The following is a 26,302-nucleotide window of genomic DNA, read 5'->3' on the forward strand; positions in this document are numbered from 1 at the left end:
GGCAGCAGGCCAAAGCACGGGACGTCTGAGCCGTGTTTGCCTGGAAGCTTTACTGTAATGTAATCTTTGTATTCGGATTTTTCCGGGAATTATAAATTGGTCCTGCATCTGCTAAAACTGGATTAGAATGTTTAATTGTAAATCAAATCGCATTGTTAAGTTAATTATAATTGCTGTTGCTATTTCGGCACCGGTGGCCTCGTCATGGTCGGAGGTGCCGAAGGCGAAAATCGCCGTGGTTGGTGGCACCTACCTGAATGATGCGCTGCTGGATTCGGGCATCCTGACCGACCAGTTCAAGGTGGAAACCAAGCTGGGCGAATCACCGACGATTTACTACGGCGAGATCGAAGGCGTACCCTTTTACTATATGCACGGACACGGTGGGCAGAAATACCTGGCCGGTTGGGCCGCACTGTATGACCTCGGAGTGGAAGAAGCCATCGGTGGAGCCACCGCCGGGGCGATCAATCCGGCGATGAAGACCCAGGACTTTATCGTGCCGCACGATTTCATTGATTTCAATACGAGCCGCCCGCGTTACTTCCCGCGTGAGGTGACTTCCGCTGAAGGCTTGATCCTGGCCCGCTTTATTCCGGCTACGGATCCCTTGGTGCACGATGCGCTCTATGAGTCGGCGTTGACCGTGCTGCGCAAGGAAGACAGCTATAACAAGATCAATGTCTTTGACAAAGGGACGGTGGTGCAGGCCGCGGGCGGGCGCTTCGAAACGGCGGCCGAGATCCAATTTTTCAGCCGCATGAACGGTGATGTGGTGACCATGAATGTCGGCACCGAAATGTCCTATGCCCGTCAGCTGGGGATCAATTACGCCAGCCTCGTGATCATTTCAAATCCGGCGGAGGGGATTGCTCCCTGGGAGTTCAGCGACTTGAGCGATATCTACGCGAGCCTGAACAAGATCAGTCTCGAAGTGGTGAAGGACGTCGTTCCGAAGCTGGCCGAGCTGCCGGCTGAAGGGCGTGTGGATGAAGGCCTCCGGATCCATCCGGAAATGTCGAAGCATTCCGCCGATTAAGCGAAATTATTTAGTTAGTTTCAGGGGTTGTCAGAGTGAGAAGGGCGTGTCCTTAGGGATACGCCCTTCGTTTGTCTGTAAGTCGCGTCTAGCGGCGCCGTCGGCTCAAGCACAGCGAAGCAAGACTGAGCAGGGACAAGGTGAGTGCGTACTGCTTGGCTTCCGGAACCACCGAGATATTGATGCCCCCGGACCAGAAGGCTGTCATGTCGGAGAGTGTGTAATCGCCCAGGCTCAGATCGTTGAGGATTGTTTCGAGGGAGGGTTGGGTGAGTCCTAAATCCCCCGTCAGGCTGTTGATTCCGGGAATGATTTGATACCTTGTGTCCGGGGCTGGTATGGGAGAGAGGGCCAAGAGGGCACCGGGCGATATCTGAAGGCCATTGATCAGGCCGGTTCCGGTATCGACATCAAAAAGGATATAGTCGATCGGGAGGGAGGCGGGCGGATTGATGTCTGAAATATTCTGCGCGAGCAGGTCCGGAAGTTCCAGCGAGTAGTTCGGAGTGGCAAAGAGGCCAAATGTAGGAGGTGGCGGCAGGGCGCCGGGAACCAAGCTCTCGAGCGATCCGCCCCAGGTGATGGAGCTATCGCTGAGATCGATGACCAGCGACAGGTTCTGCGCGCCAAGAGGTGTCGCGGCGAAGAGCCAGAGCGGCCACAGTTGTAATACCTTGAGGAAGCGTGAACGATGTAAGAACATAAGACCGCGGAACTAATCGCCGCGGTCTTATGTGTCACTTAAAATGCGTTATTAAACTTTCTACTGAATTGTAGAAGCGGTCGGCTTGCCGGGGGTCTCAACGGTTTCCCCTTCGATGATGTACACTTCGGGGAAGTTGGAATTGTGGTTCTTGTCTTCCATCCCATAGCCGGCGAACCACTCGGGACCGTCGTATTCGAAGCCCATGTAGTCGGGCGTATAGACGGAGTCCTCGTGCTTGCGGTGGATCAGGACGGCGGTACGCACTTCCTTCGCACCGTTCTTGAGCGCATAATCGTGGAGGTTGCGCAGGGTCTTGCCGCTGTCGCAGATGTCATCGACGAGGAGCACGCGACGACCTTTCATCTCAGCCGGTTCGACCACCAGACGGAATTCGTTGCCCTGTGTGTTGTCCTCGGAGGAGTAGCTCATGGCCCGGCAAAAGGATGGTTCGACCGTGTAGGGGATTTCCTTGAGCAGATCGGCAAAGAAGAACACGCCGCCCCGCAGCACACAGATCGCCAGGACCTGTTGTCCGTCTTCCTCATGGGTTTCCGTGACCCAGTGGCGTACGTCGCCAGCCATCTTGTACACACGATAAGCGATGTCCTCCTTTGAATAGATTCGCTTAAAGTTATCCGGTATCTTTCGAATCATCATAATGCAGCCTATCAGGTATGGAGCCCTTCGTGATGTCCACTCTTTATCCGGTTCAACCGGTAAATTATGAAGAAAATGCCTGCCGCGATCAGGTAACCGACGGTTTCGCCGGGGGCCGCAATCCACCTTTCGGGGCTGGTTCCGGTCAGCGCGGTCAAGAGGGGAATCTCGACCACCGCGCCTCCGTTGCTGAGCACGAATCCGTGGATCAAGCCGAATGCGGCGATGCCGGATGCGATCAGTGAAACGAAGGCGGCTTTGTGGAATTCGCGGTCGAGGATGGCGACCGTGATGGCGGACCACAACATGGCTGTGATCAGGAAGCCCTGTTGCAGCGCGATCCCGCCGCGCAGGAAATTCCCGGCTGCGGCCTGGCTTTGCAGGAAGCTTTCGGTCAGTCCCCGGATCGAGCCGTCGGTGGTGATCAAGCCGCTCACCAGAGTATTGGCCATGACAATGATCCATGCGGCGAGCCCGGGCATCATCCCCACGATGGCGGCCGGGTAGTGGTGCTTCGGCGAGGTCTCGAAGGACTGCGCCACGATGATCAGGCCGATCCAGAAGATGATCGTGATGCCGGCTTCCACCGGGATCAGCCAGACGATGGCGGCCAATGACCCGCTCAGGCAAAGCAGGCCGACCCCGAGCCCGTTCAAAATGGAGTACTTGTCCCTCGCCCCCATTTTCTTCCAAGCCGGATGGCCGATGTAGATGGAGGTGGGGAAGGGGGAGCCGAAACAGGCGGCCGCGATGGTGCCGAGTCCATTGACGATGAGGCTGGGGCGTTCGGGAAAACTGTCACCCGCGGCGGCGGCGGACTCGATATTTTGCAGGGAAGCGATGACGCCGAGCAAAGAGATCGGGAGGACGACGCTGAGTATGGTGGCGAGCTCGGCATTGCCGGTGGCAGCCCATAGGTGGCCGATCTGCAGGGTGGGCAGGTTAAGTCCGATTTGTGAGAGTGGTGCGAGTCCGAGTGTCTCGACCGGAGCCGCGCCGGTCATCCATCCCAACGCGGTTCCCACGGCCAGGATGATGCCGGTGGCCGGCAGCCAGACCGGCAGGTTGAAGGGGCGCAAGAGGAGACTGAGGCTGAGAAAGAACACGGGAATTCCGGCCAGCGGTGATTCCATGACTTGAAAGAGGAAGGCCATGCCGAGGAAGCCGAGTCCCACTCCGCCGAGGGTACTGATCAAGGCCACCCGTGGAATGGCTCGGCGCAGTCCCGCCGCGCAGAAGGAGCCGAGAAATTCGATGATCCCGCCGATGCAGCAGGCCAGTAGGCCGGCTTCCCATGCGATCTGCTCCGGGTCCGGCAGCCCCTGTGCTTCGGCCATCAACTTGGCCGGCAGCATGACGAGGAACACGTTGGCAAAGACCGCCGGTGTGCTGATCCCGTAGGGCAGGGCGCAGACGTCATCGCGTCCGGTCCGGCGCATTTCACGCTGGGCCAGATAGGCATAATAAAAGTTGCCGACCAGAAAGGAAACGGCGATGCCCGGGAGGATTCGCCCGATCACCAGTTCCGCGGAAAAGCCCAGTACGCCGAGGCAAAGCGGCGTCAGAATCAGCAACTGTACGAGGTTGTTGATCAGGGCTGCGACAAAGCCGTCCCAGTCGCCTTTGCCGATATGGAAGGCTTTCATGCCTGCTTGGAACTGAGGTGCTTGAGGAAGTGTGCCGTCCAGCGGCCGGCACTGGCGGCGGCGGCTTGTCCGTATTTCCGGTAGGCGGTCCCCGGATTGGACTGGGTCAGGTTACTTCCGGCCCGGAAAACAATGTGCGGGTAGCCCAAGTGGTCACAGACTTGGGCGATGGCGGCGCTTTCCATCTCCATGATGTCGGGGTTGAGCTTCTTCTTCATGTCGGCGATTTTCGCCTCGGACACACCGAAGAGGTCGCTGGCCGTGACGATGCCGGGCCGCACTTCCGGCGTGTAGCGCTCGCCGTCGATTTCCATTTCCTCGGCTTCGTAGGTCTTGACGGCGGCCTGGGCTTCCTTGAAGAGCGCCTTGTCGGGCGGATAGGCGTAATGGGTCATCATGTCGGGGAGGGGGCCCCGTACCTTGCGGTAAACCATGCCGTCGTCGGTCAGGCTGCCGGCCGCGTGATGGATCGTCTTTTTGGAGATCATGGTGTCGCCGCAGCGCAGGGCGTGGTTGAAGCGGGAGCCGGTGCCTGAAACGATTACGGCCTGCGGTTTGAAATGATGAATGAAGAGGGCGGTGCACATGGCCCCGTTGGTCACCCCCACGCCGGTGACCGCGGTGATGATTTTGAGCTTCCCGATTTTGCCGCTGACGTAGGGATAAATCTCAAGCGTGCCCTCCTTCCGGGCGGTCATGGCATGCCGGATCATGATGATCTCGGAAGGCATGGCACTGAGGACGAGGATAGGTGCGGCTTTTTTCTGGGACATGTTCCGGAGGGCAAACAGGAACCGTGCCAGATGCCGGGAAGCGCATCGAATCGACAAAGCTGGTAAAGAACCTGCTCAGCGGCTCACATGCCTCCAGCCGAGAAGAAATCCGAACTCCTGTATCCGCACGACAGCCGTATGGCTCCGGGCAAGGCCGCGCTGGCGGCACTTCAACAGGTGGTGGCGATGTTTATCGGCTGTATTACGCCGGCGTTGATCTACATCTCGGTCGTCGGGGTCGAGGCGCAGAATCAGGGCTACCTCGTCAGTATGTGCCTGTTCTCGGCGGGGCTGGGAACCTTTCTTCAGGCCAAGCGCATCGGGCCGATCGGATCCGGTTTGCTCTCGGTCAACGGCACCAGCTTCGCCTACCTGGACCTGCTCTTGCGTGCGGGGCAGGAGGGCGGCCTGCCGCTGGCTTGCGGGATGACACTGGCGGCCGTGCCGCTGCAGTTCGTACTTTCCTTTTTCCTGCCGGCCTTGCGGCGCTATTTTTCACCGATCATTGCCGGGATCGTGGTGCTCTTGATCGGTCTGAATTTGATTCCTGTCGCGGGGCACTCCATCGCCAGCATCCCCGACGGCAGTGGTCCTGAAGCCTGGACTCAGAATTTTATCCTCTCGGCCATTGTTGTGGTTGCGTTGATCGGGACGCAGGTCCTGGGCAAGCCCATGCTCCGCATTTGCGGTCCCGTGATCGCGATCGGGATTGGTTTCGGTTTGGCAGCGGCCTTCGGCATGCTGAGTTGGCCGGAATCGAACGGAGGCCCCTGGCTGGTCCTGCCGCAGCCGCTCCATGAGGGCCTTGCCTTTAAATGGGACCTGCTGATTCCCTTCATGATCATCTACTTCGTCTCTTCCATTGAGGCGATTGGCGACCTGACGGCCACTGCCAGCCTTTCGGGCATGAAAACGGATGGTATCGATTTTTGGCATCGTCTGCGCGGCGGTATCCTTTCGGATGCGATCACTTCGACCTTTGCCGCGCTGATCAACGTATTCCCGACCGCGACCTTTTCCCAGAACAACGGTGTGATCCAATTGACCGGTGTCGGTAGCCGCCAAGTCGGGTTTTATGTCGCGGGGATTCTCATGATAACGGGACTCCTGCCGCAGACCGGGCTTGTCTTTTCGATGATTCCCGGTCCGGTACTCGGTGGTGTCACATTGGTACTCTTCGGCCTGATCGCGGGTGCCGGACTACGGATGATCAACGACCAGCATCTCGGCAGCAAAGAGGTCTTGGTTCTGGCGATCAGTCTCGGCATGGCGTTTGCAATCCCCAGCCAGAAGGAGTTCGTCGAGAACCTGCCCTCTCTCTTGCAGGGGATCTTCAGCTCGCCGGTCGCCACGGGCGGTCTGACCGCGGTCATTATGAACATCTTTTATCTTCGTCCGCAGTAGTGTGCCTCCTCACGGGGGAAAAGCTCAAAAGAAGCCTGGGGACGAAGATCTAACCAAAACAAAAATCAAAATGCAAAAGACACTAAACTACTATCCGAAGGAGCAACTCGAACGCCTTGCCGAGGGGAACTCCAAAAGTGATATCGCATTCCGCGGCTACACCGCGGAATCCCTGCTCAAGGCTTACCGTGAAGCAGGCCCCGTCTTCATTACGGAAATCAATGGAGAGGAACGCATCGTGCTCGCCGGCCTCGATGCGAATGAAATCGCCTGGACCGCTCCGGACAACTGGAGCTACCACAATGCGATGACCGTGTTCCGCGAGGAATTGAGTACTCTGCACCTGACTCAATTGGACCGCGAAGATCACCGACGCAAACGCCGTCTGCTGAACAAGGGGTTTAAGAATTCCTCTGTCATGAGCGGCATGGGTGCGATGGCCCGTGAAATTGCCCTCGGTTTGGAGAAAATCGACGGGCAGGAAGTCGAGCTGCACCAGGCGTTCATGCGCATCTTCACGCGCGCCCTGTCGAAGAGTGCGGTGAAGGAAGCATTCACCGACGCCGAGGTCTCGCAAATGGTGGACTTTGAGGAAGGCTTCATCGGAGCCCTCTTCCTGAAGCCGCATGAGCGTGAAATCGCCTACAACCGAGCCTCTTACCTGACGATCAAACGCGAGGTGCTCGAGCGTCTCCACGGGATCGTAAAGGAGCGTCTGGATGGTGCGGGCAAGGATGACATGCTGGACCAAATTATCCACCAGAAGGTCTCGAAGAATGTCGAGTCACTGACCGAGGAAGAGCTGATCTATGACACCTATTTGTTGCTGATCGCCGGTACGGGAAATACTTCCAAGTTGCTTGCCTACCTCCTCGACGAGCTAAAGCGGCAGCCGGAATGGACGGCGCGCCTGCTTGAGGAATTGAAGGATTTCGATGCCCGCAAGCTGGCCAACGGAATGAAGGACTTCCCCTTGCTCAAGGCGACCCTGATGGAAACCGAACGTCTCTTCCCGGCCGCTCCGGTGCTGCCGCGTGTGCCGCACGGGGACCTGGACTTCCTCGGCTATACGATTCCGGCAGGGACCGAGTGCCTGCACCTGATGGCCTTGATGCACTACGATGACACGATCTACGAGGACCCGTTCGAGTTCAAGCCCGAGCGCTGGATGAAGAACGAATATCCGCGCCAGGCCCACGGCACTTTCGGTGGCGGATCCCACGTCTGTCTCGGCATCAATGTGGCCCGTATCCACATGCCGCTAATGATCGGGTATTTGCTTTCTCAATACGATTACGAGATCCTGAGCAAACCGCGGGTTGAAAACTACATCGCGGAGCCGGGCGAGCCGGATGCGATGACGCTCCGGATGGAAGCGAAGCTGACGAAGAAATAGTTACAATACACTTATGTCCCAGAAAAAACACCCCTTCCTGGCAAAGGTTGTCTTTGCCGGTGTGTTCGTTTGCCTGGCTGGTTGTGCGACACGCACAGCCAGCTATGGCCCGAAGTCATTCGATGAGCCCGGATACACTGCCGTCGTCGTCGCCTATGCGCCGGAAATGAAAGGCGTCTTGGATACGATCGAAGCGCTGCCGGATGCCGAGATTACGGATGAACGGGTTTACAAAGGTGTGAAATTCAAGCTTGGGACCTATAAGGGGGAACCCATCCTGGTTTATGCGACGGGGATGAGCATCGCGAACGCGGCGATGTCCATGCAGATGGCTTTCGACTATTTTCCGGTCAAGCAGGTCGTTTACATGGGCATTGCCGGTGCGGTGAACCCGGAACTGCACCCGGGGGATGTGGTCGTGCCGGAGCGCTGGTACTACCACGATGAAAGCGTTTACAGTAACCCTGATCCGGAGAACCCCGGCGAATACATTCTGCCGGATTACTACCGGGCTTTCCTTCAGGAGCAGCCGGCCCGCAAGGCGGCCGATCCGAATTATCCGGATTACAAGCCATTTGAATTCGTCCATCCGGACGAGGTGCTTGTGATCAAGGAAGGTATGGAGAAGCCGCAGGATACCGCATACTTCAGTGCGACACCGCGCTTGCTGGAGGCGGCTGAGCGTGCGATCGGGAAGGTGCCACCGCAGATGGTCTTGAAGGAGCGGGAAGCGAAGCTGTATGTCGGTGGCAACGGTGTTACCGGTTCGATTTTCCAGGACAACCGGGCTTACCGGAAATGGGAGCGCGAGGTCTTCAATGCGGAAGTGACCGAAATGGAATCCGCTGCGGTTGGCCAAGTTTGCTACATTAACGATGTCGATTGGGTGATCATCCGTGCGATCAGTGATTTGGCCGGTGGCCAGGAGGGCGTCAATGTCGAGAATGTCTATGACGTGCCGGCTTCGATTGTCGGCGCACGCCTGCTCTTTGCGCTTCTGGACGAGCTGGCCGTGGAGTAAGGGCTTGTCCGGCATGAATACGTTCACGCAGCTCGGAGACCTCAGGAATGTCCGTTTGACCGGAAAACGGATCGTCCTGGCTGCCGTGGAGCTGGCCGACGCGCCGCTTATTTTCGAATCCTTTACGCCGGAAGTGACCCGCTACCTAGTGCCTGTGGCTCCCTCGAAACTGGCGGAAACCGAGTCCTTCCTCATCCACGCGCAGGAGGTCATGAGCACGGGCACGGACTACATCTGCACGGTGAAGGACCGGAAGAGCGGAGAGTTTCTCGGTTGTTCCGGCATTCATGGCAAGGCGGAGCATGCGCCTCCGGAACTGGGCATCTGGCTCAAGACTGCCGTGCATGGCCGAGGCTACGGTCAGGAAACCATACGCTTGCTTTGTGACTGGCTCTTTGCGGCGACCGGCTCCCGCGAAGTGCTTTATCCGGTCGATCGTGCCAATCTGCCCAGTCGCCATATCCCCGAAAAGCTGGGTGGGGTGCTGGTCGACGAACGCACCGACTACAAACAGAACGGGGAGCCGATGGACGTTGTTGTCTACCGGATTGATCGGGAAGTGTATCTTGCGGCGTAGGAGGGAGGGGGTTTAGTCCTGTCGCTGTGGACCCCTCCGTCCGCGACAAGCGCGGCCACCTCCCCTGCGAGCAGGGGAGGAGTTTTTGAGGGGGCTGCGTGTGTCTCTACGTGGTTGTACCGAAAAAGCTCCTCCTCTTATCAAGGGGAGGTGGATCCGCAAAGCGGAGACGGCATGTCCGCCGGAGCCTTGGCGTAGGAGTGAGGGGTTTTAGTCCTGTCGCTGTGGACCCCTCCGTCCCGGCAAGCGCGGCCACCTCCCCTGCGAGCAGGGGAGGAGTTTTTGAGGGGTCTGCGTGTGTCTCTACGTGGTTGTACCGAAACAGCTCCTCCTCTTATCAAGGGGAGGTGGATCCGCAAAGCGGAGACGGCATGTCCGCCGGAGCCTTGGCGTAGGAGTGAGGGGTTTTAGTCCTGTCGCTGTGGACCCCTCCGTCCGCGACAAGCGCGGCCACCTCCCCTGCGAGCAGGGGAGGAGTTTTTGAGGGGTCTGCGTGTGTCTCTACGTGGTTGTACCGAAACAGCTCCTCCTCTTCCCAAGGGGAGGTGTCTTTCGCTGAGCGAAAGACGGAGGGGTTCATTCACGCTTGAAACATTGTTTCACTCTTTCGATCAGGGCCTCGGGCATCTCGAAAACCACTCTATTCTCAAACCTGAGCTCATTGATTCCCTGTGCCCGTAAGTAGGCGGACCGCTCCGCATCTTTTGCAGCGGCAATTGGTCCGGCGTGTGATTCGCCGTCGAGTTCGACCGATAAGTTCTCCTCGGGGCAGTAGAAATCAAGAATGTAAGGCCCGATACTGAACTGTCGCCTGAACCGGCGGCCATCGATCTGTCTATTCTTCAGATAGGTCCATAGCCGTGCCTCAGCCGGAGTCATTTTCTGTCGAAGCTTACGGCGATAAGGTTTCAGTTCCGGCTTGTTGTGGGGTGCTTTTTTCTCTGTCATGCGGAGAACTATAGTAACGTATATAAGCTTAGATTGAAGCAGTTTTTACAATCTGTAGCAGTGGACCCCTCCGTCCCGGCAAGCGCGGCCATCCGGCTTCTCTCCGATACGCCGTGACAGGCCTCCCCTGCGTGCACCCGTCTTCGTTAAGAACTACGCCGAGGCATGGGGGAGGAGTTGTTGGGGGTCTGCGTGTGTCTTTACGTGGTTGTACCGAAACAGCTCCTCCTCTTCCCAAGGGGAGGTGTCTTTCGCTGAGCGAAAGACGGAGGGGGTCACCCCATCCTGAAATGCCGGTTCAACGGGATCCGCCTGAGCCCTTCCAATTTGGAACCAAATGCCACCTAGGCTGGATTCATCCCAAACTTTGGTTATGCTCTGAGTTGTGACCGAAATTGAGGCAATCATAGCACACTACCAACTCGAGCCACTCGACCAGGAGGGTGGTTTCTTCAAACAGGTCTGGTGCAGTCCCCGGCGTGTGGCGAACCATCTATTAGGAACGGATTATCCTGTCGGGAACACCCATCCCATGGGCACTCTGATTCACTTCCTGATCACGGCAGACTCCTTTTCCGCCATGCACCGTCTTCCCACCGTGGAGCATTGGTTCCATCATCTGGGCGACGCGATTGAAATGCTCGTACTCAAGGAGGACGGAAGCGGGGAACTGGTGGAGATCGGGCCGGATTTCCGACAGGGCCAGAACATCCATTACGCGACCCCGGAACGTAGCTGGCAGGGATCCCGTGTGCGTTCCGGCGGAGCGCATGGCTGGGCGCTCGGCAGTTGTGTGATGGTTCCCGGCTTCGAATGGACTGATTTCGAACTGGGGGACGAGTCGAAGCTTTGCCATGAGTACCCCGCCTTCCGCTCGGCGATCAAGGCCCGCTGCCGGGACAAGCCGGTTGATGGTACGCTTTGATAAGCTTAGTTAATGCGCATAATTAATCGATCGGTTGACTTGTGCGCGTCATCTGCCTTTTCTCTGCTTTTTTCCCCGATACTACCCAAACATGAATAAACTACTAGCCGCTAATCGTAGCGAAATTGCCGTCCGTATTTTCCGCAGTGCCACCGAGTTGGGCTGCCGCACCGTTGCCATCTATGCGAATGAAGATCGCTTTGGCGTCCATCGCTTCAAGGCCGATGAATCCTACCTAGTGGGACAGGGCAAGGGGCCGGTGGCTGCATATTTGGACATCGAAAGCATCATCGACTTGGCGAAGGACAAGCAGGTTGATATGATCCACCCCGGCTATGGGTTCCTTTCCGAGAATGCCGGGTTTGCGAAAGCCTGTGAGGCGAACGGGATTACTTTTGTTGGGCCCAGTGCGGACTTGCTGGCCCGGATGGGCGACAAGATCGAAGCGCGTAAAATAGCCGATCAGGCGAAGGTGCCGACACTACCGGGCACTGCAGACCCGATTGACGATCCGGACCAAGCCCTGAAGACGGCCAAAAAGATCGGCTTCCCCCTGATCATCAAGGCGGCCTTTGGCGGGGGTGGACGCGGCATGCGGGTGGTGAAGGATCCCAAGGACTTGAAGGCGTCCCTGGAAGAGGCGCAGGGTGAAGCACAGCGTGCCTTCGGCAACTCGGCCGTCTTCCTGGAGCGCTACATCGAGCGGGCCAAACACATTGAGGTGCAGATCCTGGGAGACAAGCAGGGGAACGTGGTCCACTTGCACGAGCGTGATTGTTCGGTGCAGCGTCGCCACCAGAAGGTGGTTGAAATCGCGCCGTCCATCGGCTTGCCGGACGAGGTGCGCATCCAGCTTTGCGAGGCGGCCGTGCAGATCGCGAAATCGATCGGTTACTACAGTGCCGGCACAGTCGAGTTCCTGTACGATTTGGATACCGACGAGTGGTTCTTCATCGAGATGAACCCCCGTATCCAAGTCGAGCATACGGTGACCGAGGTGATTACCGGAATCGACATCGTGCGCAGCCAGATTCTCATTGCCCAGGGGCACAGCCTGCACAGTGAGGCAGTCGGAATTCCTTCGCAGGCGGATATCCCGCGTAGCGGTGTGGCCATCCAGGCCCGGATCACGACAGAGGATCCGGATAAGAACTTTGCTCCCGATTACGGCAAGATTGTCAACTACCGGTCCGCGGCCGGTTTCGGCATCCGCCTCGACGGTGCCATGGGCGACACCGGGGCGGTCATTACACCGTACTACGATTCCCTGCTGGTGAAACTCACCGCTTCGGCCCGCAGTTTCGAGCTCGCCATCCAGCGGATGGACCGGGCGTTGCGTGAAATGCGCATCCGCGGCGTGAAGACCAATATTCCGTTTATCGAGAATGTGATCAACCACCCGATCTTTATTTCGGGCAAGGCGACCACGACGATGATCGATACCTCGAAGGATCTCTTCAAGTTTAGACGTCGTCGCGATCGTGCGACCAAGCTGCTGAAACTGCTCGGCGAAACGATCGTCAATGGCAACGATCAGGTGAAAGGCCGTCCGGTTCCGGTGATGGACCTCCCGGTGATCATCCCAACGCACGATCACACGCACAAGCTGCCGGCCGGAACGAAGGATTACCTGACGAAGCACGGTCCCGAAAAGTTCGCCGAATGGACGCGCAAGCAGAAGAAACTGCTGGTAACCGATACGACGATGCGGGATGCCCACCAGTCGCTGCTCGCCGCCCGCATGCGCAGCTACGACCAGCTCAAAGTGGCCGATGCGATCGCCCAGCGGGCCGGTGATCTTTACTCACTTGAATGCTGGGGCGGGGCGACCTTCGACACCAGCATGCGCTTCTTGCGCGAGAACCCGTTCAAGCAGCTGCGCCGTTTACGCGAGCGTATTCCCAATGTCTGTTTTCAGATGTTGCTGCGCGGAGCCAACGGGGTGGGCTATTCGAACTATCCGGACAATGTCATACGTGGATTCATCAAGCATTCCGCGGAGTCGGGGATGGATATCTTCCGGGTCTTTGACTCGCTGAACTATCTGCCGAATCTGAAGGTGGCGATGGAGTCGATCCGCAAGCACACGAACTCTGTGTGTGAGGCGACGATTTGCTACACCGGCGACATCCTCGACCCCAAGCGCGACAAGTACACCCTGCAGTACTACGTGGACATGGCGAAGGAGCTGGAGCAAATGGGCGCTCACATCCTCGCGCTGAAGGACATGTCCGGCCTTTGCACGCCGCATGCGGCCTACAAGTTGATCAAGACGCTGCGCAGTGAAATTGGTATCCCCGTGCATTTCCACACGCACGACTCTTCCGGAATTGCCGGTGCGTCCGTGATCAAGGCGGCGGAGGCGGGAGTCGACGTGGTGGACCTTGCAGTTTCGTCACTCTCCGGACTGACCTCGCAGCCGAACCTGAACTCCGTGGTCAATGCCCTGAATGGTGATAAGCGCGACACCGGCCTGGACCTCAAGTTCTTCAACGAGCTCTCGATCTACTGGGAAGCGGTTCGCCAGTTCTACGGACCCTTCGATACGAGTCCGAAGTTTGGCTCGGCTGAAGTTTACAATCACGAAATGCCCGGCGGGCAATACACCAACCTGCGCGAACAGGCCCGAGCACTCGGCCTCGGTGCCCGCTGGCCGGAAGTCGTGCGCTACTACCATGATGTCAACATGGTGCTCGGCGATATCGTGAAGGTGACTCCGTCCTCCAAGGTTGTCGGCGACCTTTCCATGTTCCTGCTCACGAAGGGCATCGAGCCGGAGGATATGGTCAATCTGGATCCCGGCACAGCCTTTCCGGAATCCGTGGTCGATATGCTTTCCGGCGGCCTGGGCCAGCCGAAAGGTGGCTGGCCCAAGGATGTACAGAAAGTCGTGCTTGGTGACCGCAAGCCATTTAAGGGCCGTCCCGGCGCCCGAGCCGAAAAGGTCGACCTTGACGCGACCCGGGAGGAATTGACGAAGAAATACAAGCGTGAGATCGGCGATGACGAACTCTACGCCTATCTGATGTATCCGCAGGTCTTTGCCGATCTGGTCAAATTTGTGGACGAATACGGCCATGCCCGAGTCCTGCCGACGCCTGCCTTCTTCTATGGCCTCAAGCCGGGCGAGGAAATCTCGGTCGAGATCGAGGAGGGCAAGATCCTCATCGTGAAGCTGATCTACGTCTCCGAGCCGAACGCCGATGGTGCGCGCACCCTGACCTTCGAACTGAACGGGCGTGCCCGCGAGTGCGTGATTCTCGACCATTCGATCAAGACCGTCACCAAGAAGCGGACCAAGGCCGATCCAGCCGACAAGAAGCAGGTCGGTGCGCCGATTCCGGCCATGGTCAGCGCCGTCTCCGTTTCCGTCGGTCAGAAGGTCAAGCAGAGGGAAAAGCTCTGCGTGCTTGAGGCGATGAAGATGCAAACCACGGTCTATGCGCTCACCGACGGCATCGTGGATGCCATCGAAGTGCAGGCCGGCGACCAGGTGGATTCCAAGGACTTGTTGGTGCGCCTGCGCTAAGCTTGCATGGGGGGCGGGGAAGTACTGTATTGTACCGGCACAACCCGCGCATCCGTACCCCTCCGTCCTACGCCAAGGCTCCGGCGGACATGCCGTCCCGGGCGAGCCGGTCCATCCGGCTTCGCTCCGATACGCCGTGACAGGCCTCCCCGGTGTGCAGGGGATGAGTTTGGTTTATCTCGGACGACTCAAATGGCGCAGCAATGTGAAAGCTCCTCCTCTTAGAAGGGGAGGTGGCTGCGCTTGTCGCAGACGGAGGGGTTCCCCTTCAGCAGGAAGACCGCGAAGCGGCCTGACCTGAGCTTGTCGAAGTGTTGATATGGCTGCTCTGCCTGGATGAGCGTCTATCGGCTCTTCCGGCTCGGTAGATCCTGCTCGCAATAGCTGCAGGTCGTTCGATCCGGACTATTCGTCATCGCGCCGCAGCTGCATTTGATCACGCGCTTCAGTACCAGTTGGATATAGTCGGTGGAGCCATTCTCCAAGCAGGTCATGAAGGCATCGCCCTCCTGGATCCTCGGCGATCCTGAGACTGAACCGTAGTGGTAGCCTTCAGGGATTTCGAATTTGTGCAAAAAGCCAGTGGTGCCATTGGGGAGCGGCGGGTCGAGGACGAGTTTGAAGTTCAGAAAATCCGCGCTTTGTGAATTGCTCCAGGTATAGCCGGTGACGTTTCCCGCATCCTTATGGGGGAAGTTGAAAAAGAACTCATATTTTAAAGTTTGGCCCTCATGTAACCACAGCAGGCTGAGGTATTCATCTTCAGCTAGGTCGCCGGGGATGATAAACTGGCTTTCGCTGATCCCGAGTACGCGCTGGAGCTCTGTCGTGGTTAGCCCTTCCTTTTCGCAGGCGCTTAAAAATAAGAGGGCGATCAGGCCCAACAGTCCGAATTCTGCTTTCATGTTATAGTTTCAAGCCGGTGTTCTCTTGTCTCGTCCTGGAGCCGATGACAGTTTAGCAAGTCATGGCCGAGAGAACGAGTGTGGCAGTGAAGACCAGTGCGAAGGCGATCAGTCCGCTCCGTATACGTTGCCATTTGCTTGGCTTAGGAAGTGCCATGACCAGTACGCCCGCGATGAGTCCGGGGCCGAATATAAATAGCAGAAATCCATACTTATCTACAAAGCTGGGACTGAATTCGGCATCGTAGCGTATGGGGAGCGGAGCGAGTGGTTCCTCGGACCAGCCTTCGGGTTCATGCTCTAGAATGCGGATCGCTTTACTGAACTCGCTATTCGGGCCGAAGTAGTCGGACAACTCCGGATCCGGACTGCCAGGGGTTCCTTCAACATGAATAATATGCCCGTCCAGAAAAGCGATATGCCCGGCATATGGACGATCGAAGCTCGCATAGTGGTGAAGTCCGCGTGTCCAAAGAAGTGGCGTCATCGATGCCGGCTGGTTCAAGTCCGGGTAGACTGCGACACTGTAGGCGATCGGGTAATTTAGAATTTCAGACTCGAATACCAGCTTACCTGCGTCGCTCCGGTAGGCGGTGATTTCAGGCGCTCGTGCTTTGAAGTTCAATTCATCCGGATAGCAATGGAAGAGGACCGCGTCGAATAGCTCGACTTGAGCGAGTTCGTAGAGGAAGGCTTCCATGTCTTGTAGTTTATCCGGGGTGTAATCAACGCCAGAGGAAGTGTAGCGAATGTGAAAAGCGAGAGCCACTTGCCGCATGTTCGATGCAATCTGGGCTTGTTGTGCTTTTTTCCGGACGGTTGTCGCGCTTGAAACGGAAACGATAAGGAGGGGAAGAGTCAGTAAGAGTAGAGGTAAAACGAATCGTTGGAATCTGAGTAACATATCGTTATCCTGATTCCTTTAGTCCTGATGTCCAAATATATTTATACGGGGCTCAATTCAGCAGGTCCTTCCGGGAGAATCAGAGTTTTTCAAGCGACAGCTTGCCAGATGTCGCAGGTAAGAACATTATCACTCTATGTTTCGTGTCTTCCCCCTGATTCCCCTGAGTCTTATTCTTTCCGTGCTGACGGCCCATGCGGCGATGGTGGGCGGTCGCGTGCTGGAAGTGCAGCCGGATTCGCGCACTTACAAAGTGGAGCTGACGCTTTCGAAGGCGGATGCCTTCAAGACCGGTGATACGGTCGAGTTCAAGGTCGGCATGGGCGATGCCGGGATCGACTACACCGGGCGGCTGATTCAGGCAGAGGCGGTGGAATACGGGGGCCGTTGGAATTTGGAAAAGATCTTTCCTGTGGATGGCGATGGTTCGAAGGCTTACCGTGACGTCAATGCACGGTTGCATCAGGAGACGGCTACGATGAGCCGACGCAAGTTCACCCGCCAGGGGGATTTCATTCCTGATTTTGCGGGGATCGACCAGCATGGCAAATTCGTGCAGATCCGCGAGCTGCGCGGGCATCCTTTTATCCTGAACTTCATCTTTACCCGCTGCCAGATGCCGACGATGTGTCCGGCATCCACCACGCGCATGTCCGCCATGCAGGACAAGGCCCGCGAGCTGGGCATGGAGGACCTGCATTTTGTCACGGTGACCTTCGACCCGGCTTATGATTCCCCCGGAATCCTGAAGCAGTATGCGGAGGGCTACGGCATTGAGGACGACGGGAGCTTTTACCTGCTGACCGGTACGGAGGACTTGCTTGACGATTTGTTGCGCCGTTTCGGTATTCTGACGGTCGAAGAGGACGGCACAATCAACCATACCATGGCGACCCTGTTGGTGGATGCGCAAGGCCGGGTGGCCTACCGCAAGGAAGGCAGCAGCTGGACGACCGAGGAGTTTCTGGAAGAGGCGAAGAAGTTGTAGGTGGCCTTGCTTGAATGAGAACCCCTTCCTCCTACGCCAAGGCTCCGGCTGGGTCCGTCGCGACAAGACTGAAACCCCTCCGTCTTTCGCGTGGCGAAAGCCACCTCCCCTTGGTAAGAGGAGGAGCTGTTTCTGTACAACGACGTAAAGTCACACGCAGAGCCCCCAAAAGCTCCTCCCCCATGCCTCGGCGTAGTTCTTAACGAAGACGGGTGCGGGCAGCAGGGGAGGTGTCCGCGCTTGTCGCGGACGGAGGGGTCCACAGGTACAGGACTCAAACCCCTTCCTCCTACGCCAAGGCTCCGGCGGACATGCCGTCTTTCGCGTGGCGAAAGCCTCCTCCCCTTGGGAATAGGAGGAGTTGTTTTTGTACAACCACGTAAAGCCACACGCCGAGCCCCCAAAAGCTCCTCCCCCATGCCTCGGCGTAGTTCTTAACGAAGACGGGTGCGGGCAGCAGGGGAGGTGTCCGCGCTTGTCGCGGACGGAGGGGTCCGTTGCTACAAGACTCAACCCCCTCCCTCCTAGGCCAAGGCTCCGGCGGGGTCCGCCGCGACAGGACTGAAACCCCTCCGTCTTTCGCGTGGCGAAAGCCACCTCCCCTTGGTAAGAGGAGGAGCTGTTTCTGTACAACGACGTAAAGTCACACGCAGAGCCCCCAAAAGCTCCTCCCCTGCGGGCAGCAGGGGAGGTGTCCGCGCTTGTCGCGGACGGAGGGGTTCCCTTCGAAGATCAGACCGCTTCATAAATTGGAATTTGACGGCTCGGTGGCCAGTCTCCGAGCCCTAGCTTGGTTGACAGCGAGGCACAGGCAGGCACATTGATGGCCATGTCTACCCCTGCCATGCCTACCAAGCAGTTGCCGGTTTTCAGCATTTCCCTTATCTCGCTCGTCTTTGTCGCCGCCTATTTTGTCCTTCGTTCCCTGCCGGATGCACAATGCGGCTTTCTCCATTACGAGGAGGTGGTCAATGCCGATGGAGAAATTGAGTTTTGCGCGACCAATCATGCCGGATTTCTGGACCTTTCGCGTCTGGAGTATCCGCTCCAGATGCGTGTGCTTACGACTGAGGTGACGCAGCTTGCAAATCCTGTCGATGTGACGCTTGTGTTGGAGACATCGGGAGGCACCCCGATCGCTCCCCACGAACTGGCCCTCACGCATACGAAGAAGATGCACGTCATGGTTATCGACCCGGCGATGGAAGACTACCATCATGTGCATCCCGAGCCGGAAGGACTGAACGGCCGCTATCATTTCAGCTTCACGCCCCAACGAGCGGGGACCTACCGGGTCTTTACGGAGATCGTTCCGGTGCAGACGCGGCGACAGCTGATTGCGACCGGCGAGATCGAGGTGAACGGGCTGCCGTCGGAGCCTCGTTTCGAACGCAATACCGAGTCCATCATTGACGGGGTGCGCTTCCGGTTGGGCGGTGTGCCCGAGCGCTTGAAGACGGGGCGGGACTACCGTTTCAGCCTGGAGATGGCTGCGGCCGACGGCGGTCCGATCGAGCTTGAAATGATCATGGGAGCGAAGGGACACATGGTCGCGTTTGACCAGGCGGGGCGGGGCTTTGCCCATATGCATCCGGAAGACAGTGTGCTGGGGGCGGCCAATTCGGACGATCTGGCGTTCCTGTTCAATGTGCCGAATCCGGGATGGTACCGGCTTTTCGCCCAGATCCAGGTGAACGGTCATGACATGTACGGGCATTTTGACCTGTTGGTGGATTAGAGGGCAGTGTGCCTCACGTAGACCGAGTAATGTTTGCAGTTGAACGGTGAATATATTGAATCATGAGACATGAAGGACTTTGAAGAATTCAAGGCATCCCGCGAGCAGATGGATCCGAGTATGCGGGATCTCAGCGAACAGCAATGGCAACAGGCATATGCCGCGTATCGGCGTTCGCGTGAAATGATGCGCGAGGGGCGCGGGGGCCGGTCACGCCGTAGTCGTTCCGCAGCTCCATCTTCGGCTTCCACTGGAGGCAGCCAACGCAGCAGCCACAGCCGTCCGGGCAGCGCTCCAGCGCTTTCGCCGGCCGGTCGCTTGAAACGACAAGTCCGGGAGGCGAGCGCCTATGCGGATGTCCGCGCACTGGTTAATTTGCTGGCCTGGATCAGTATCGGCGTACTCGTGGGCATCGCGCTCCTGCAGTTGTATGTGACCTTTAATGCGGCGAGCTTTTTGATGACTATCTTGACGACCGGTTTGCAAGTGCTTGGCGTCCTGGTCTTGCGGATGCTCTCGCATGTGCTGATTGATATCCCCGATGTCACTCTTTTCCGTATGACACATCAGCCGGGTACGGAGAGCGAGGCGATTGAGCAGGAATAATCCGCCTTCTGCAGTGATGCAAAATCATGCTTGTCTGGCGGTGTGGGATGCGCAAGGCTAGCAGTCCCTTTAACCCTGTATGGCTTACCACCTGAGATTATCGAATATCCACCCGGACTATTCGATTGAAACCCATTGTGACGAATCCTGGACGGCGGAGGTGGACTCCAACGAGGATTTCTGTATGGTCCTTAACCGTGTCGCGATCGCGACTTCACTGACGCCAGCTGTTGAGATCCCCGAGGTTGAAGTTACCTATGGTACCAAGCGTGTCCATGTCACTTCGATCGGGGGGGAGCTGTTTTATTCCGATCTCAATTCCCAAAGCCGGCAGAACGTAAAGGTGGTTGCGGATGAGGTGGTGCAACTGCTCCATAATACATCCTGGGAGGACATTTTCAATGCACGCGAAGAAGAAGAGGAGGCCGGTCCGCGTCCTGTACGTTACCGCAAGAGCGGTTTGGGCCCCTTCGTGAAGAGCTTGTTTCTTCTCGTTCTCGCCGGCGTTACTGTTTTCAGCTTTTACTCCGTATGGCGTACGCTCTCGGACCAGCCCAGCCTGGTCGCGATTCCCGATTTTACTCCGGCACCGGTTGTCCGTTCCCGTTCTTTGCTTTCCGAGTGGTCCGGGGTGTATGTCAGTGAGTACCGGGAGGGGGCTCAAGTCTTTGAACTCAAACGTACGGGCAACTTTTCCCTATATGAGATTTGGAGCTCTCACGCCAGTGGCAAAAACATTTTGGTGCCGGTTCGCGAGTCTCCGGCGCGGGCCGGGTTGCATGGTGACCAGCTTTCAATTCTGGCCGGGGAGAAGGATCTGATGGTGCCTCTGGGCGAACAGATCCTGAAGCTTCACGGGGTCTCGTTTACCCGGCATTACGGCCCGCTTTCACAGCTCGGTGAGATCAAGCCGGTGTTCGAGTAATCGCATGTTTCCGGTATTTTCGGCCATCATCCGGCTTACGACGGACGCTACATGATTTGTAAGCCTTCGCAGTGGTATTACTGGCGTAAGTAATACCGGATATTGGTACCGTAGAGGACCATGCGACCGCTTGAAATGTTGCCATCATCCAGCTCGTCATCGATCTTCGCGAGTTGTCGCGTATCCAGAATGATCGGATGTTCCGGACTCCCGATAATCTCGATGTAGGCGATGCGGTCTTCCGGTTTTTCTTCTGTGGAATAGACCCAGCGGTAGGTCCCGCCTACGGGGCTCGGCAGGATCCATGCACGGCTCATTTGTCCCTCCATCCCGACCGGGTTGACCCCGGCAGTGGGTTGTGACGCCGGGTAAAATCCATTCTTCAACTCATAGGTGTCGAAGTCCTGTTCGTAGATGCGCAGGTCGTTCTCCAGGGTGCTCATTCGGGAACGGTCCAAGGTGCGTTTGAAATAGGGGATGGCCAAGGCGGCGAGGATGCCGATCACCGCGACGGCGACGGCCAGTTCAACAAGGGTGAAGGCGCCTGTACGTCGGGCCTGTTGCGGTAGGCATGGTTGTGACATGTATCAGCTTGTTAGATGGCTTGTGTGGGGAGCGGGTGAATAGCCGTAGAGTTCTATCTTTAACTTGCGAGCTTGGCCGATGATTTGCGCTTTGTCGAGGATGAGGACATTCCCGGCTTCCAAGGCAGCAGTTCGAATACCAGCTTCGTGCATGATCGCGAGGGTGCGTTCGCCGAAGACCGGCACGTCGAAGCGGTAGTCCTGCCTGCGTTTTACGGTTTTGACGAATATCAGGCCGTCGGTCTTGAAGCTGCCGGCCCGTTTCAGCATGGGGTCGGTGCCCTCGTAGGCTTCGACGGCGAGGACGGTGCCTTTGCGGACCACTACGCCTTGCCCGATATCCAGGTCGGCGATCCCTTTGGCCATTTCGATTCCGTGTTGGATGTATTCTTCGGCTGCCTGAAGCTTGCCTCCGGTCATGAGGCCCTCGTCGGCGACATGCGCATCAAGAAAGGAGCGTGCATCCAGCATCCGGATACCAATGGCTTCGATTTCCGAGGCGATGGTTCCGAAGATGGTCTCCGCATTCTTTACCTTGATCTTGTTGAGCAGAGTGAGTGCTTTCAGGTCGGGGTGCAGGCCGTGAAAAAGCCGCTTGGGCGTGATTTGCCCGGCCATGAGCGCATACCCGCATCCGAGTTTCTGCAGGGATTTGAGCAACTTGCCGAGTTGACCGACCTTGATCTGGATATGGTCGGCCGCAGGTATGGACTGTATGAGCGCCCCTTCCGTCTCGTCCTTGAAAGAGATCACGCGCAGGGGGATACCGGCGGCGCGGATGGATTCGGCTACGAGGATGGGGTAGCGGCCCTTGCCCGCGATCAATCCGATCGGGCGGGCTGAGAAATCACTGGGTAGATACTGGGATGGGAGGTCGGGCATCGGACTACTCTTTGAATCTGTAGGGGCGGGGAGATGCTTTCTCGTAAGCGCCGGGACGGACGACGAGGATCGCTTCGGCCGGCTGCTGCGCCGTTTCTCCCGTCGATTTGAAATAGACACGCTTTGAAGCAAAGGCTGCGCTTTCGCTCATCTGTTTCCAACCTTCCGGGAGCGCTTCCATCCCGCTTTGGCCGGCCAGTTCGCCGATCCCTGCACTGGCTTCGCTGATGCGTACGCTTTGTCCGCTGGAGATGAAGGCGCGTCCGGCATCGCCCGGATAGTAGTAGGTCAGGTTACCCCGGTAACTGGTGATGTGGATGCCGGCTTCATCGAGTGCGATGACACAGGCCGCGGCGTGGATCCGTACGTTGCCGTATGGCAGTTCGATCCGTGCCTCGGACAGGGGGGACAAGTGGTCGCAGCTGATGGCGAGCGTCCCCCGGTTGAGGCGTATGCGCAGCTCGGATACGGAGGGTTCATACCTGAAACTCTCTTTTTCCGTGCGGAACGGATTCTGCCGGTAGCGCAGCACCTTCGCCTCGCTGAGCGGCGCGAGTGCGACGCCCAGTCCGTTGGAGAGTGCCATGGCGGTGAAGCTGTCATGGCCCGTCTCGAGGCCGCTTGCGTCGAGTGGCACGACCTGATGCAGCTCCGGCCGAAATGCCTTGCCTTCATCCGGGCTCAGGCGGACATCCCCCTGGACGGTGGTGAAACAGGCAATTCCTTTCAACTCCGGCGTCTCACTGGCCTCGGTGGCGACCGAGAGGCAAAGTGCCATGAGGCCGATGAGGCTGCCGAGACGGCGGAGCATGGGGAGCGGGGGGCGCATTAGACTGCGACGATATTGACGATCTTTCCGGGGACGTAAATCTCCCGTTTGATTTCCTTGCCTTCGATGTGTGGAATGACGCGCTCGTGTGCCTTGGCTGCGGCAATGGCATCGTTCTTGGACACATCGGCGGGAAGCTGGGCGTCCCCACGGTATTTACCGTTCACCTGGAAGACGATCTTGATTGTGTCTTCGACCAGCTTGGACTCGTCGCAAGCCGGCCAGCCCGCATCCACGATACTGCCGCTGTGACCGAGGCGTTCCCAGAGCTCTTCCGCGATATGCGGCGCCAGAGGCGCGACCAGTTGCAGGAGCGTCTGGACGGCTTCAATGCTGAGGGCGTTTTGTTTGCCCAGCTGGTTCACGCAGATCATCATTTGGGAGATGGCGGTGTTAAAGCCGAGGGCTTCGTAATCCTCCGTGACCTTCTTGATGGTGGCGTGGAGGACACGCTCGGATTCGGCGTCCAGCTTATTGTCGCTGGCGATGTTGGCCTGCCGCTCACCATCTTCGCCGACGACGAGGCGCCAGATCTTACGGAGGAATCGCGCGATACCTTCGATACCCTTGGTATTCCAGGGCTTCATCGCTTCAAGCGGTCCGAGGAACATGAGGTAGCAACGCAGGGCGTCGGCCCCGTAGCCTTCGATGATGGTTTCGGGGTTGACCACGTTGCCGCGGCTCTTGGACATCTTTTCGCCGTCTTCACCGAGGATGATCCCCTGGTGGAAGAGTTTCTTAAAGGGTTCCGGGTCACTGACCACGCCGCAATCGAAGAGCACCTGATGCCAGAAACGGGCGTAGAGCAAGTGGAGCACCGCGTGTTCCGCACCGCCGATGTAAAGGTCGGGCGTGCCCCAGTATTTCTCCTTTTCGGAATCGATCAGGGCGCTGCTGTTCTTCGGGTCCACGTAGCGCAGGTAGTACCAGCAGGAGCCGGCCCATTGCGGCATGGTATTGGTTTCACGAACCGCTTGCACCCAGCCGTCCCGGGCCTCCTTGGAGGTCGCTCCGGTTTGCGGATCGACATACACATAGAGCCAGTCGTCGGCCTTGGAGAGCGGGCTTTGGCCATCCGGGGAGGGCGTGTAGCTCTCGACCTCCGGCAGCTCGAGCGGAAGTTCGGACTCCGGCAGGATAACGGCAAAGCGGGTCTCGCCGTCGATCTGGCAACTGACCGGGCGCTCGACCGACTTTAGGCTGTCGTCGAAACCTGCGTAGTCGGATTCGGTAACCCAGAGTACGGGGAAGGGCTCGCCCCAGTAACGCTGACGGGAAAAGAGCCAGTCGCGGAGTTTGAAATTGACGGTGGCTTGGCCGCGTCCGTCCGCCGCGAGCTGCCCGATCACCGCGTTCTTGGCGGATTCAGAGTCTTTCCCGCTCTGCTCGCCGGAGTTGATTAGCAGTCCCGGGCCGGTGTAGGCTTCTGTCAGGGCGCCTGCTTCGTCCTTATTGCCGTCGCCGTTGTCGTCGATGACCTGGATGATCTCCAAGCCGAATTCCTTGGCGAACTCGAAGTCCCGCTCGTCGTGGGCGGGCACGGCCATAATCGCGCCGGTGCCGTAGGTCATGAGGACGTAGTCGGCCACCCAGATGGGGATTTCCTTGCCATTGACCGGATTGACCGCGGTGGCACCGGTCCAGACGCCCGTCTTTTCCTTGCTCAGCTCAGCACGTTCCAGGTCCGACTTGCTCTTGGCCTTCTGCACGTAGGCGTCGACCGCAGCCTTTTGCCCGGCTGTGGTGATGCTGCCGACCAGCGGGTGTTCCGGTGCGATGACCATGTAGGTGGCGCCGTAGAGCGTGTCGGGGCGGGTGGTGAAGACGGTCAGTTGCGCGTCGTGGCCGCTGACATCGAAGGTGATCTCGCCGCCTTCGGAGCGGCCGATCCAGTTCTCCTGAAGGCGCTTGGTCGAGTCGGGCCAGTCGAGATCCTTGAGGCCGGCGATCAGCCGTTCCGCATATTCGGTGATACGCAGGACCCATTGGCGGATGGGGCGGCGTTCAACCGGGAAATTGCCGCGTTCGGAGCGGGGGCCTTCGGGCGTGTTGAGGACTTCCTCGTTGGCGAGCACGGTGCCGAGGTCCGGACAGAACCAGACCGGCTTCTCGTCGACGTAAGCGAGGCCTTTCTTGAAGAGCTGCTGGAAAATCCACTGGGTCCACTTGAAATAGCCTGGATCGGTGGTGTTGACTTCTCGCTCCCAGTCGTAGGCGAAGCCGAGTTGCTTGAGCTGCTCCTTGAACCTCGCCACGTTTTGGGCGGTGGTGATCCGCGGGTGGGTGCCGGTTTTGATCGCATACTGCTCGGTCGGCAGTCCGAAGGCGTCCCAGCCCATCGGGTGGAGCACATTGAAGCCCTGTGCCTTCTTGAAGCGTTTCAACGCATCACTCGCGGTGTAGCCTTCGGGGTGCCCGATGTGCAGGCCGGCTCCGGAGGGGTAGGGAAACATGTCGAGGACGTAGAAGGTCGGTTTGTCCTCGAAGTCCTTGGCCTCATAGGTGCCTTTTGCGGCCCAGAAGTCCTGCCACTTCGGTTCAATTGCGGAAAAGTCGTAATCTTTGCTTGGAGTTGCCATTTTTAGAAACGGCGGATTTAGAAGCCTGACTTCGGGGGCGTCAACGCCACAAAGCATCGAAGAGACGGCTCTAGGCAGGCTTCGCACTTGACGTCTGCAGAAGTGCTGATTTGCATGTGCGACCCCAAATGAGAGACCGTGTTGCCCTAGTTTTTCTCGTCATTCTTGCGTTTCTGGCCGTATCCACCTGGCTGCCGGCTGCTCCGCAACTGTCCCTCGACGGCTTGAAGGAGAGCCGGGCGAAGTCGCTGACCGATTCGAAGATTCAGAAGAAAGACTGGGGCAAGCAGAAGAATACCAGCCTGATGCAGAAGAGTTTTCCGCTTCAGGAGTGGGGAAAGCACTACAGCTCGCTCGGTAATAAAAAGGCACCGATCGCCGTGACCGGGCAGAACGAGCACAAGGTCTTCGAGAAAAAGCTGCAGGACAAAAAGACCTTTCAAACCGAGCTGTCGCGCTGGAATGAGCGGATGACGCAATTGCACAAGGATGCCGGGATTGAGGCCTCCACCACCGCTGAATTAGTGAAGGATGAGCGTCTCTACCAGATGATGCTGCAGGACACCACGCGATTCAGCGAAATGGCCGAGACCATGTCCCTGCGTGACCTGAACCGCTATCAATTTCGCCGGAATCGCCCCGACGGAGAGGTGCCGGTGCAGCGTGCCGGAGCCGGCGGCGAGGAGTAGTCGGTACCCCGTCCCATGCTTGCGTCTTTCGCCTTTGGGGCTTTACTTTCGC

At 57.9% G+C, this 26,302-nt stretch carries 23 protein-coding genes; 12 read left to right on the forward strand and 11 right to left on the reverse strand.

The genetic code is table 11. The features are described from left to right. Nucleotides 1-127 precede the first annotated feature (127 nt). The gene (locus O2597_RS16600) at nt 128-1,039 is read left to right on the forward strand and encodes a phosphorylase family protein (protein ID WP_269526614.1); all 912 of its coding nucleotides are present in this window, start codon (nt 128-130) and stop codon (nt 1,037-1,039) included. An 88-nt stretch (nt 1,040-1,127) separates the two neighbouring features. Here O2597_RS16600 and O2597_RS16605 read toward each other — a convergent pair whose 3' ends face one another. The 4 genes from O2597_RS16605 to mtnN are packed head-to-tail and all read right to left on the reverse strand — an operon-like array spanning nt 1,128 to nt 4,821. Beyond that, on the reverse strand, nt 1,128-1,742 hold the full coding sequence (locus O2597_RS16605) for a hypothetical protein (protein ID WP_269526616.1): 615 nt from the start codon (nt 1,740-1,742) through the stop codon (nt 1,128-1,130). 60 nt (nt 1,743-1,802) lie between these two features. After that, a complete protein-coding gene (locus O2597_RS16610; protein WP_269526617.1) occupies nt 1,803-2,402 on the reverse strand; it encodes a phosphoribosyltransferase in 600 nt (199 codons plus the stop codon). 11 nt (nt 2,403-2,413) lie between these two features. After that, complete coding sequence (locus tag O2597_RS16615) at nt 2,414-4,048, reverse strand: hypothetical protein (protein WP_269526618.1); 1,635 nt, start codon at nt 4,046-4,048, stop codon at nt 2,414-2,416. Continuing rightward, nucleotides 4,045-4,821 (reverse strand): 5'-methylthioadenosine/S-adenosylhomocysteine nucleosidase, encoded by a 777-nt coding sequence (gene mtnN, locus O2597_RS16620; RefSeq protein ID WP_269526619.1) that lies wholly within the window; start codon nt 4,819-4,821, stop codon nt 4,045-4,047. The genes O2597_RS16615 and mtnN overlap by 4 nt, the downstream gene beginning before the upstream one ends. Before the next feature lie 87 nt (nt 4,822-4,908). Here mtnN and O2597_RS16625 point away from each other — a divergent pair, with 87 nt between their 5' ends. The 4 genes from O2597_RS16625 to O2597_RS16640 all read left to right on the forward strand — a co-directional run bounded on the left by O2597_RS16625 (nt 4,909) and on the right by O2597_RS16640 (nt 9,219). Next, nucleotides 4,909-6,225, forward strand: a complete 1,317-nt coding sequence (locus O2597_RS16625) for a uracil-xanthine permease family protein (RefSeq protein WP_269526621.1) — start codon at nt 4,909-4,911, stop codon at nt 6,223-6,225. Between the two features lie 70 nt (nt 6,226-6,295). Beyond that, nucleotides 6,296-7,621, forward strand: a complete 1,326-nt coding sequence (locus O2597_RS16630; protein WP_269526623.1) for a cytochrome P450 — start codon at nt 6,296-6,298, stop codon at nt 7,619-7,621. Nucleotides 7,622-7,634: 13 nt separating this feature from the next. After that, on the forward strand, nt 7,635-8,642 hold the full coding sequence (locus O2597_RS16635) for a 5'-methylthioadenosine/S-adenosylhomocysteine nucleosidase family protein (RefSeq protein WP_269526625.1): 1,008 nt from the start codon (nt 7,635-7,637) through the stop codon (nt 8,640-8,642). Between the two features lie 13 nt (nt 8,643-8,655). Then, a complete protein-coding gene (locus O2597_RS16640) occupies nt 8,656-9,219 on the forward strand; it encodes a GNAT family N-acetyltransferase (RefSeq protein WP_269526627.1) in 564 nt (187 codons plus the stop codon). A 576-nt stretch (nt 9,220-9,795) separates the two neighbouring features. Here O2597_RS16640 and O2597_RS16645 read toward each other — a convergent pair. Beyond that, on the reverse strand, nt 9,796-10,167 hold the full coding sequence (locus O2597_RS16645; protein WP_269526629.1) for an endonuclease domain-containing protein: 372 nt from the start codon (nt 10,165-10,167) through the stop codon (nt 9,796-9,798). Between the two features lie 385 nt (nt 10,168-10,552). Between O2597_RS16645 and O2597_RS16650 the strand changes: the two genes are divergently transcribed. Together O2597_RS16650 and O2597_RS16655 are read left to right on the forward strand one after the other, a co-directional pair. Next, nucleotides 10,553-11,092, forward strand: a complete 540-nt coding sequence (locus O2597_RS16650; RefSeq protein WP_269526630.1) for a cupin domain-containing protein — start codon at nt 10,553-10,555, stop codon at nt 11,090-11,092. Nucleotides 11,093-11,183: 91 nt separating this feature from the next. Next, the gene (locus O2597_RS16655; protein WP_269526631.1) at nt 11,184-14,621 is read left to right on the forward strand and encodes a pyruvate carboxylase; all 3,438 of its coding nucleotides are present in this window, start codon (nt 11,184-11,186) and stop codon (nt 14,619-14,621) included. Between the two features lie 344 nt (nt 14,622-14,965). Here O2597_RS16655 and O2597_RS16660 read toward each other — a convergent pair whose 3' ends face one another. Together O2597_RS16660 and O2597_RS16665 are read right to left on the reverse strand one after the other, a co-directional pair. After that, nucleotides 14,966-15,526, reverse strand: a complete 561-nt coding sequence (locus tag O2597_RS16660; RefSeq protein ID WP_269526632.1) for a hypothetical protein — start codon at nt 15,524-15,526, stop codon at nt 14,966-14,968. A gap of 52 nt (nt 15,527-15,578) precedes the next feature. Beyond that, nucleotides 15,579-16,226, reverse strand: coding sequence for a hypothetical protein (locus O2597_RS16665; RefSeq protein ID WP_269526634.1), 648 nt, complete (start codon nt 16,224-16,226; stop codon nt 15,579-15,581). Nucleotides 16,227-16,566: 340 nt separating this feature from the next. Here O2597_RS16665 and O2597_RS16670 point away from each other — a divergent pair, with 340 nt between their 5' ends. The 4 genes from O2597_RS16670 to O2597_RS16685 all read left to right on the forward strand — a co-directional run bounded on the left by O2597_RS16670 (nt 16,567) and on the right by O2597_RS16685 (nt 20,687). Beyond that, the gene (locus O2597_RS16670; RefSeq protein ID WP_269526635.1) at nt 16,567-17,418 is read left to right on the forward strand and encodes an SCO family protein; all 852 of its coding nucleotides are present in this window, start codon (nt 16,567-16,569) and stop codon (nt 17,416-17,418) included. An 844-nt stretch (nt 17,419-18,262) separates the two neighbouring features. Beyond that, nucleotides 18,263-19,156 (forward strand): hypothetical protein, encoded by an 894-nt coding sequence (locus O2597_RS16675; RefSeq protein WP_269526637.1) that lies wholly within the window; start codon nt 18,263-18,265, stop codon nt 19,154-19,156. A 69-nt stretch (nt 19,157-19,225) separates the two neighbouring features. Then, nucleotides 19,226-19,762, forward strand: coding sequence for a hypothetical protein (locus O2597_RS16680; RefSeq protein ID WP_269526638.1), 537 nt, complete (start codon nt 19,226-19,228; stop codon nt 19,760-19,762). Nucleotides 19,763-19,841: 79 nt separating this feature from the next. Further along, a complete protein-coding gene (locus O2597_RS16685) occupies nt 19,842-20,687 on the forward strand; it encodes a hypothetical protein (RefSeq protein WP_269526640.1) in 846 nt (281 codons plus the stop codon). 77 nt (nt 20,688-20,764) lie between these two features. On the opposite strand, the gene O2597_RS16690 is transcribed toward O2597_RS16685, so the two are convergent. From O2597_RS16690 to leuS, 4 genes are read right to left on the reverse strand one after another with little or no spacing between them, the layout of a single operon-like run. Further along, the gene (locus O2597_RS16690) at nt 20,765-21,271 is read right to left on the reverse strand and encodes a type II secretion system protein (protein ID WP_269526641.1); all 507 of its coding nucleotides are present in this window, start codon (nt 21,269-21,271) and stop codon (nt 20,765-20,767) included. Between the two features lie 3 nt (nt 21,272-21,274). After that, nucleotides 21,275-22,153, reverse strand: a complete 879-nt coding sequence (locus O2597_RS16695) for an LpxI family protein (protein ID WP_269526642.1) — start codon at nt 22,151-22,153, stop codon at nt 21,275-21,277. Nucleotides 22,154-22,157: 4 nt separating this feature from the next. Next, on the reverse strand, nt 22,158-22,982 hold the full coding sequence (locus tag O2597_RS16700) for a FecR family protein (protein ID WP_269526643.1): 825 nt from the start codon (nt 22,980-22,982) through the stop codon (nt 22,158-22,160). After that, a complete protein-coding gene (leuS, locus tag O2597_RS16705; RefSeq protein ID WP_269526645.1) occupies nt 22,982-25,561 on the reverse strand; it encodes a leucine--tRNA ligase in 2,580 nt (859 codons plus the stop codon). Before leuS ends, O2597_RS16700 begins: the two co-directional genes overlap by 1 nt. A 128-nt stretch (nt 25,562-25,689) precedes the next feature. Between leuS and O2597_RS16710 the strand changes: the two genes are divergently transcribed. Next, entirely contained in the window at nt 25,690-26,250 is a 561-nt protein-coding gene (locus tag O2597_RS16710) for a hypothetical protein (protein ID WP_269526646.1), read from the forward strand. The last annotated feature ends 52 nt before the right edge of the window (nt 26,251-26,302 follow it).

This window comes from Coraliomargarita parva (assembly GCF_027257905.1).
GTDB classification, from domain to species: Bacteria; Verrucomicrobiota; Verrucomicrobiia; order Opitutales; family Coraliomargaritaceae; genus Coraliomargarita_A; species Coraliomargarita_A parva.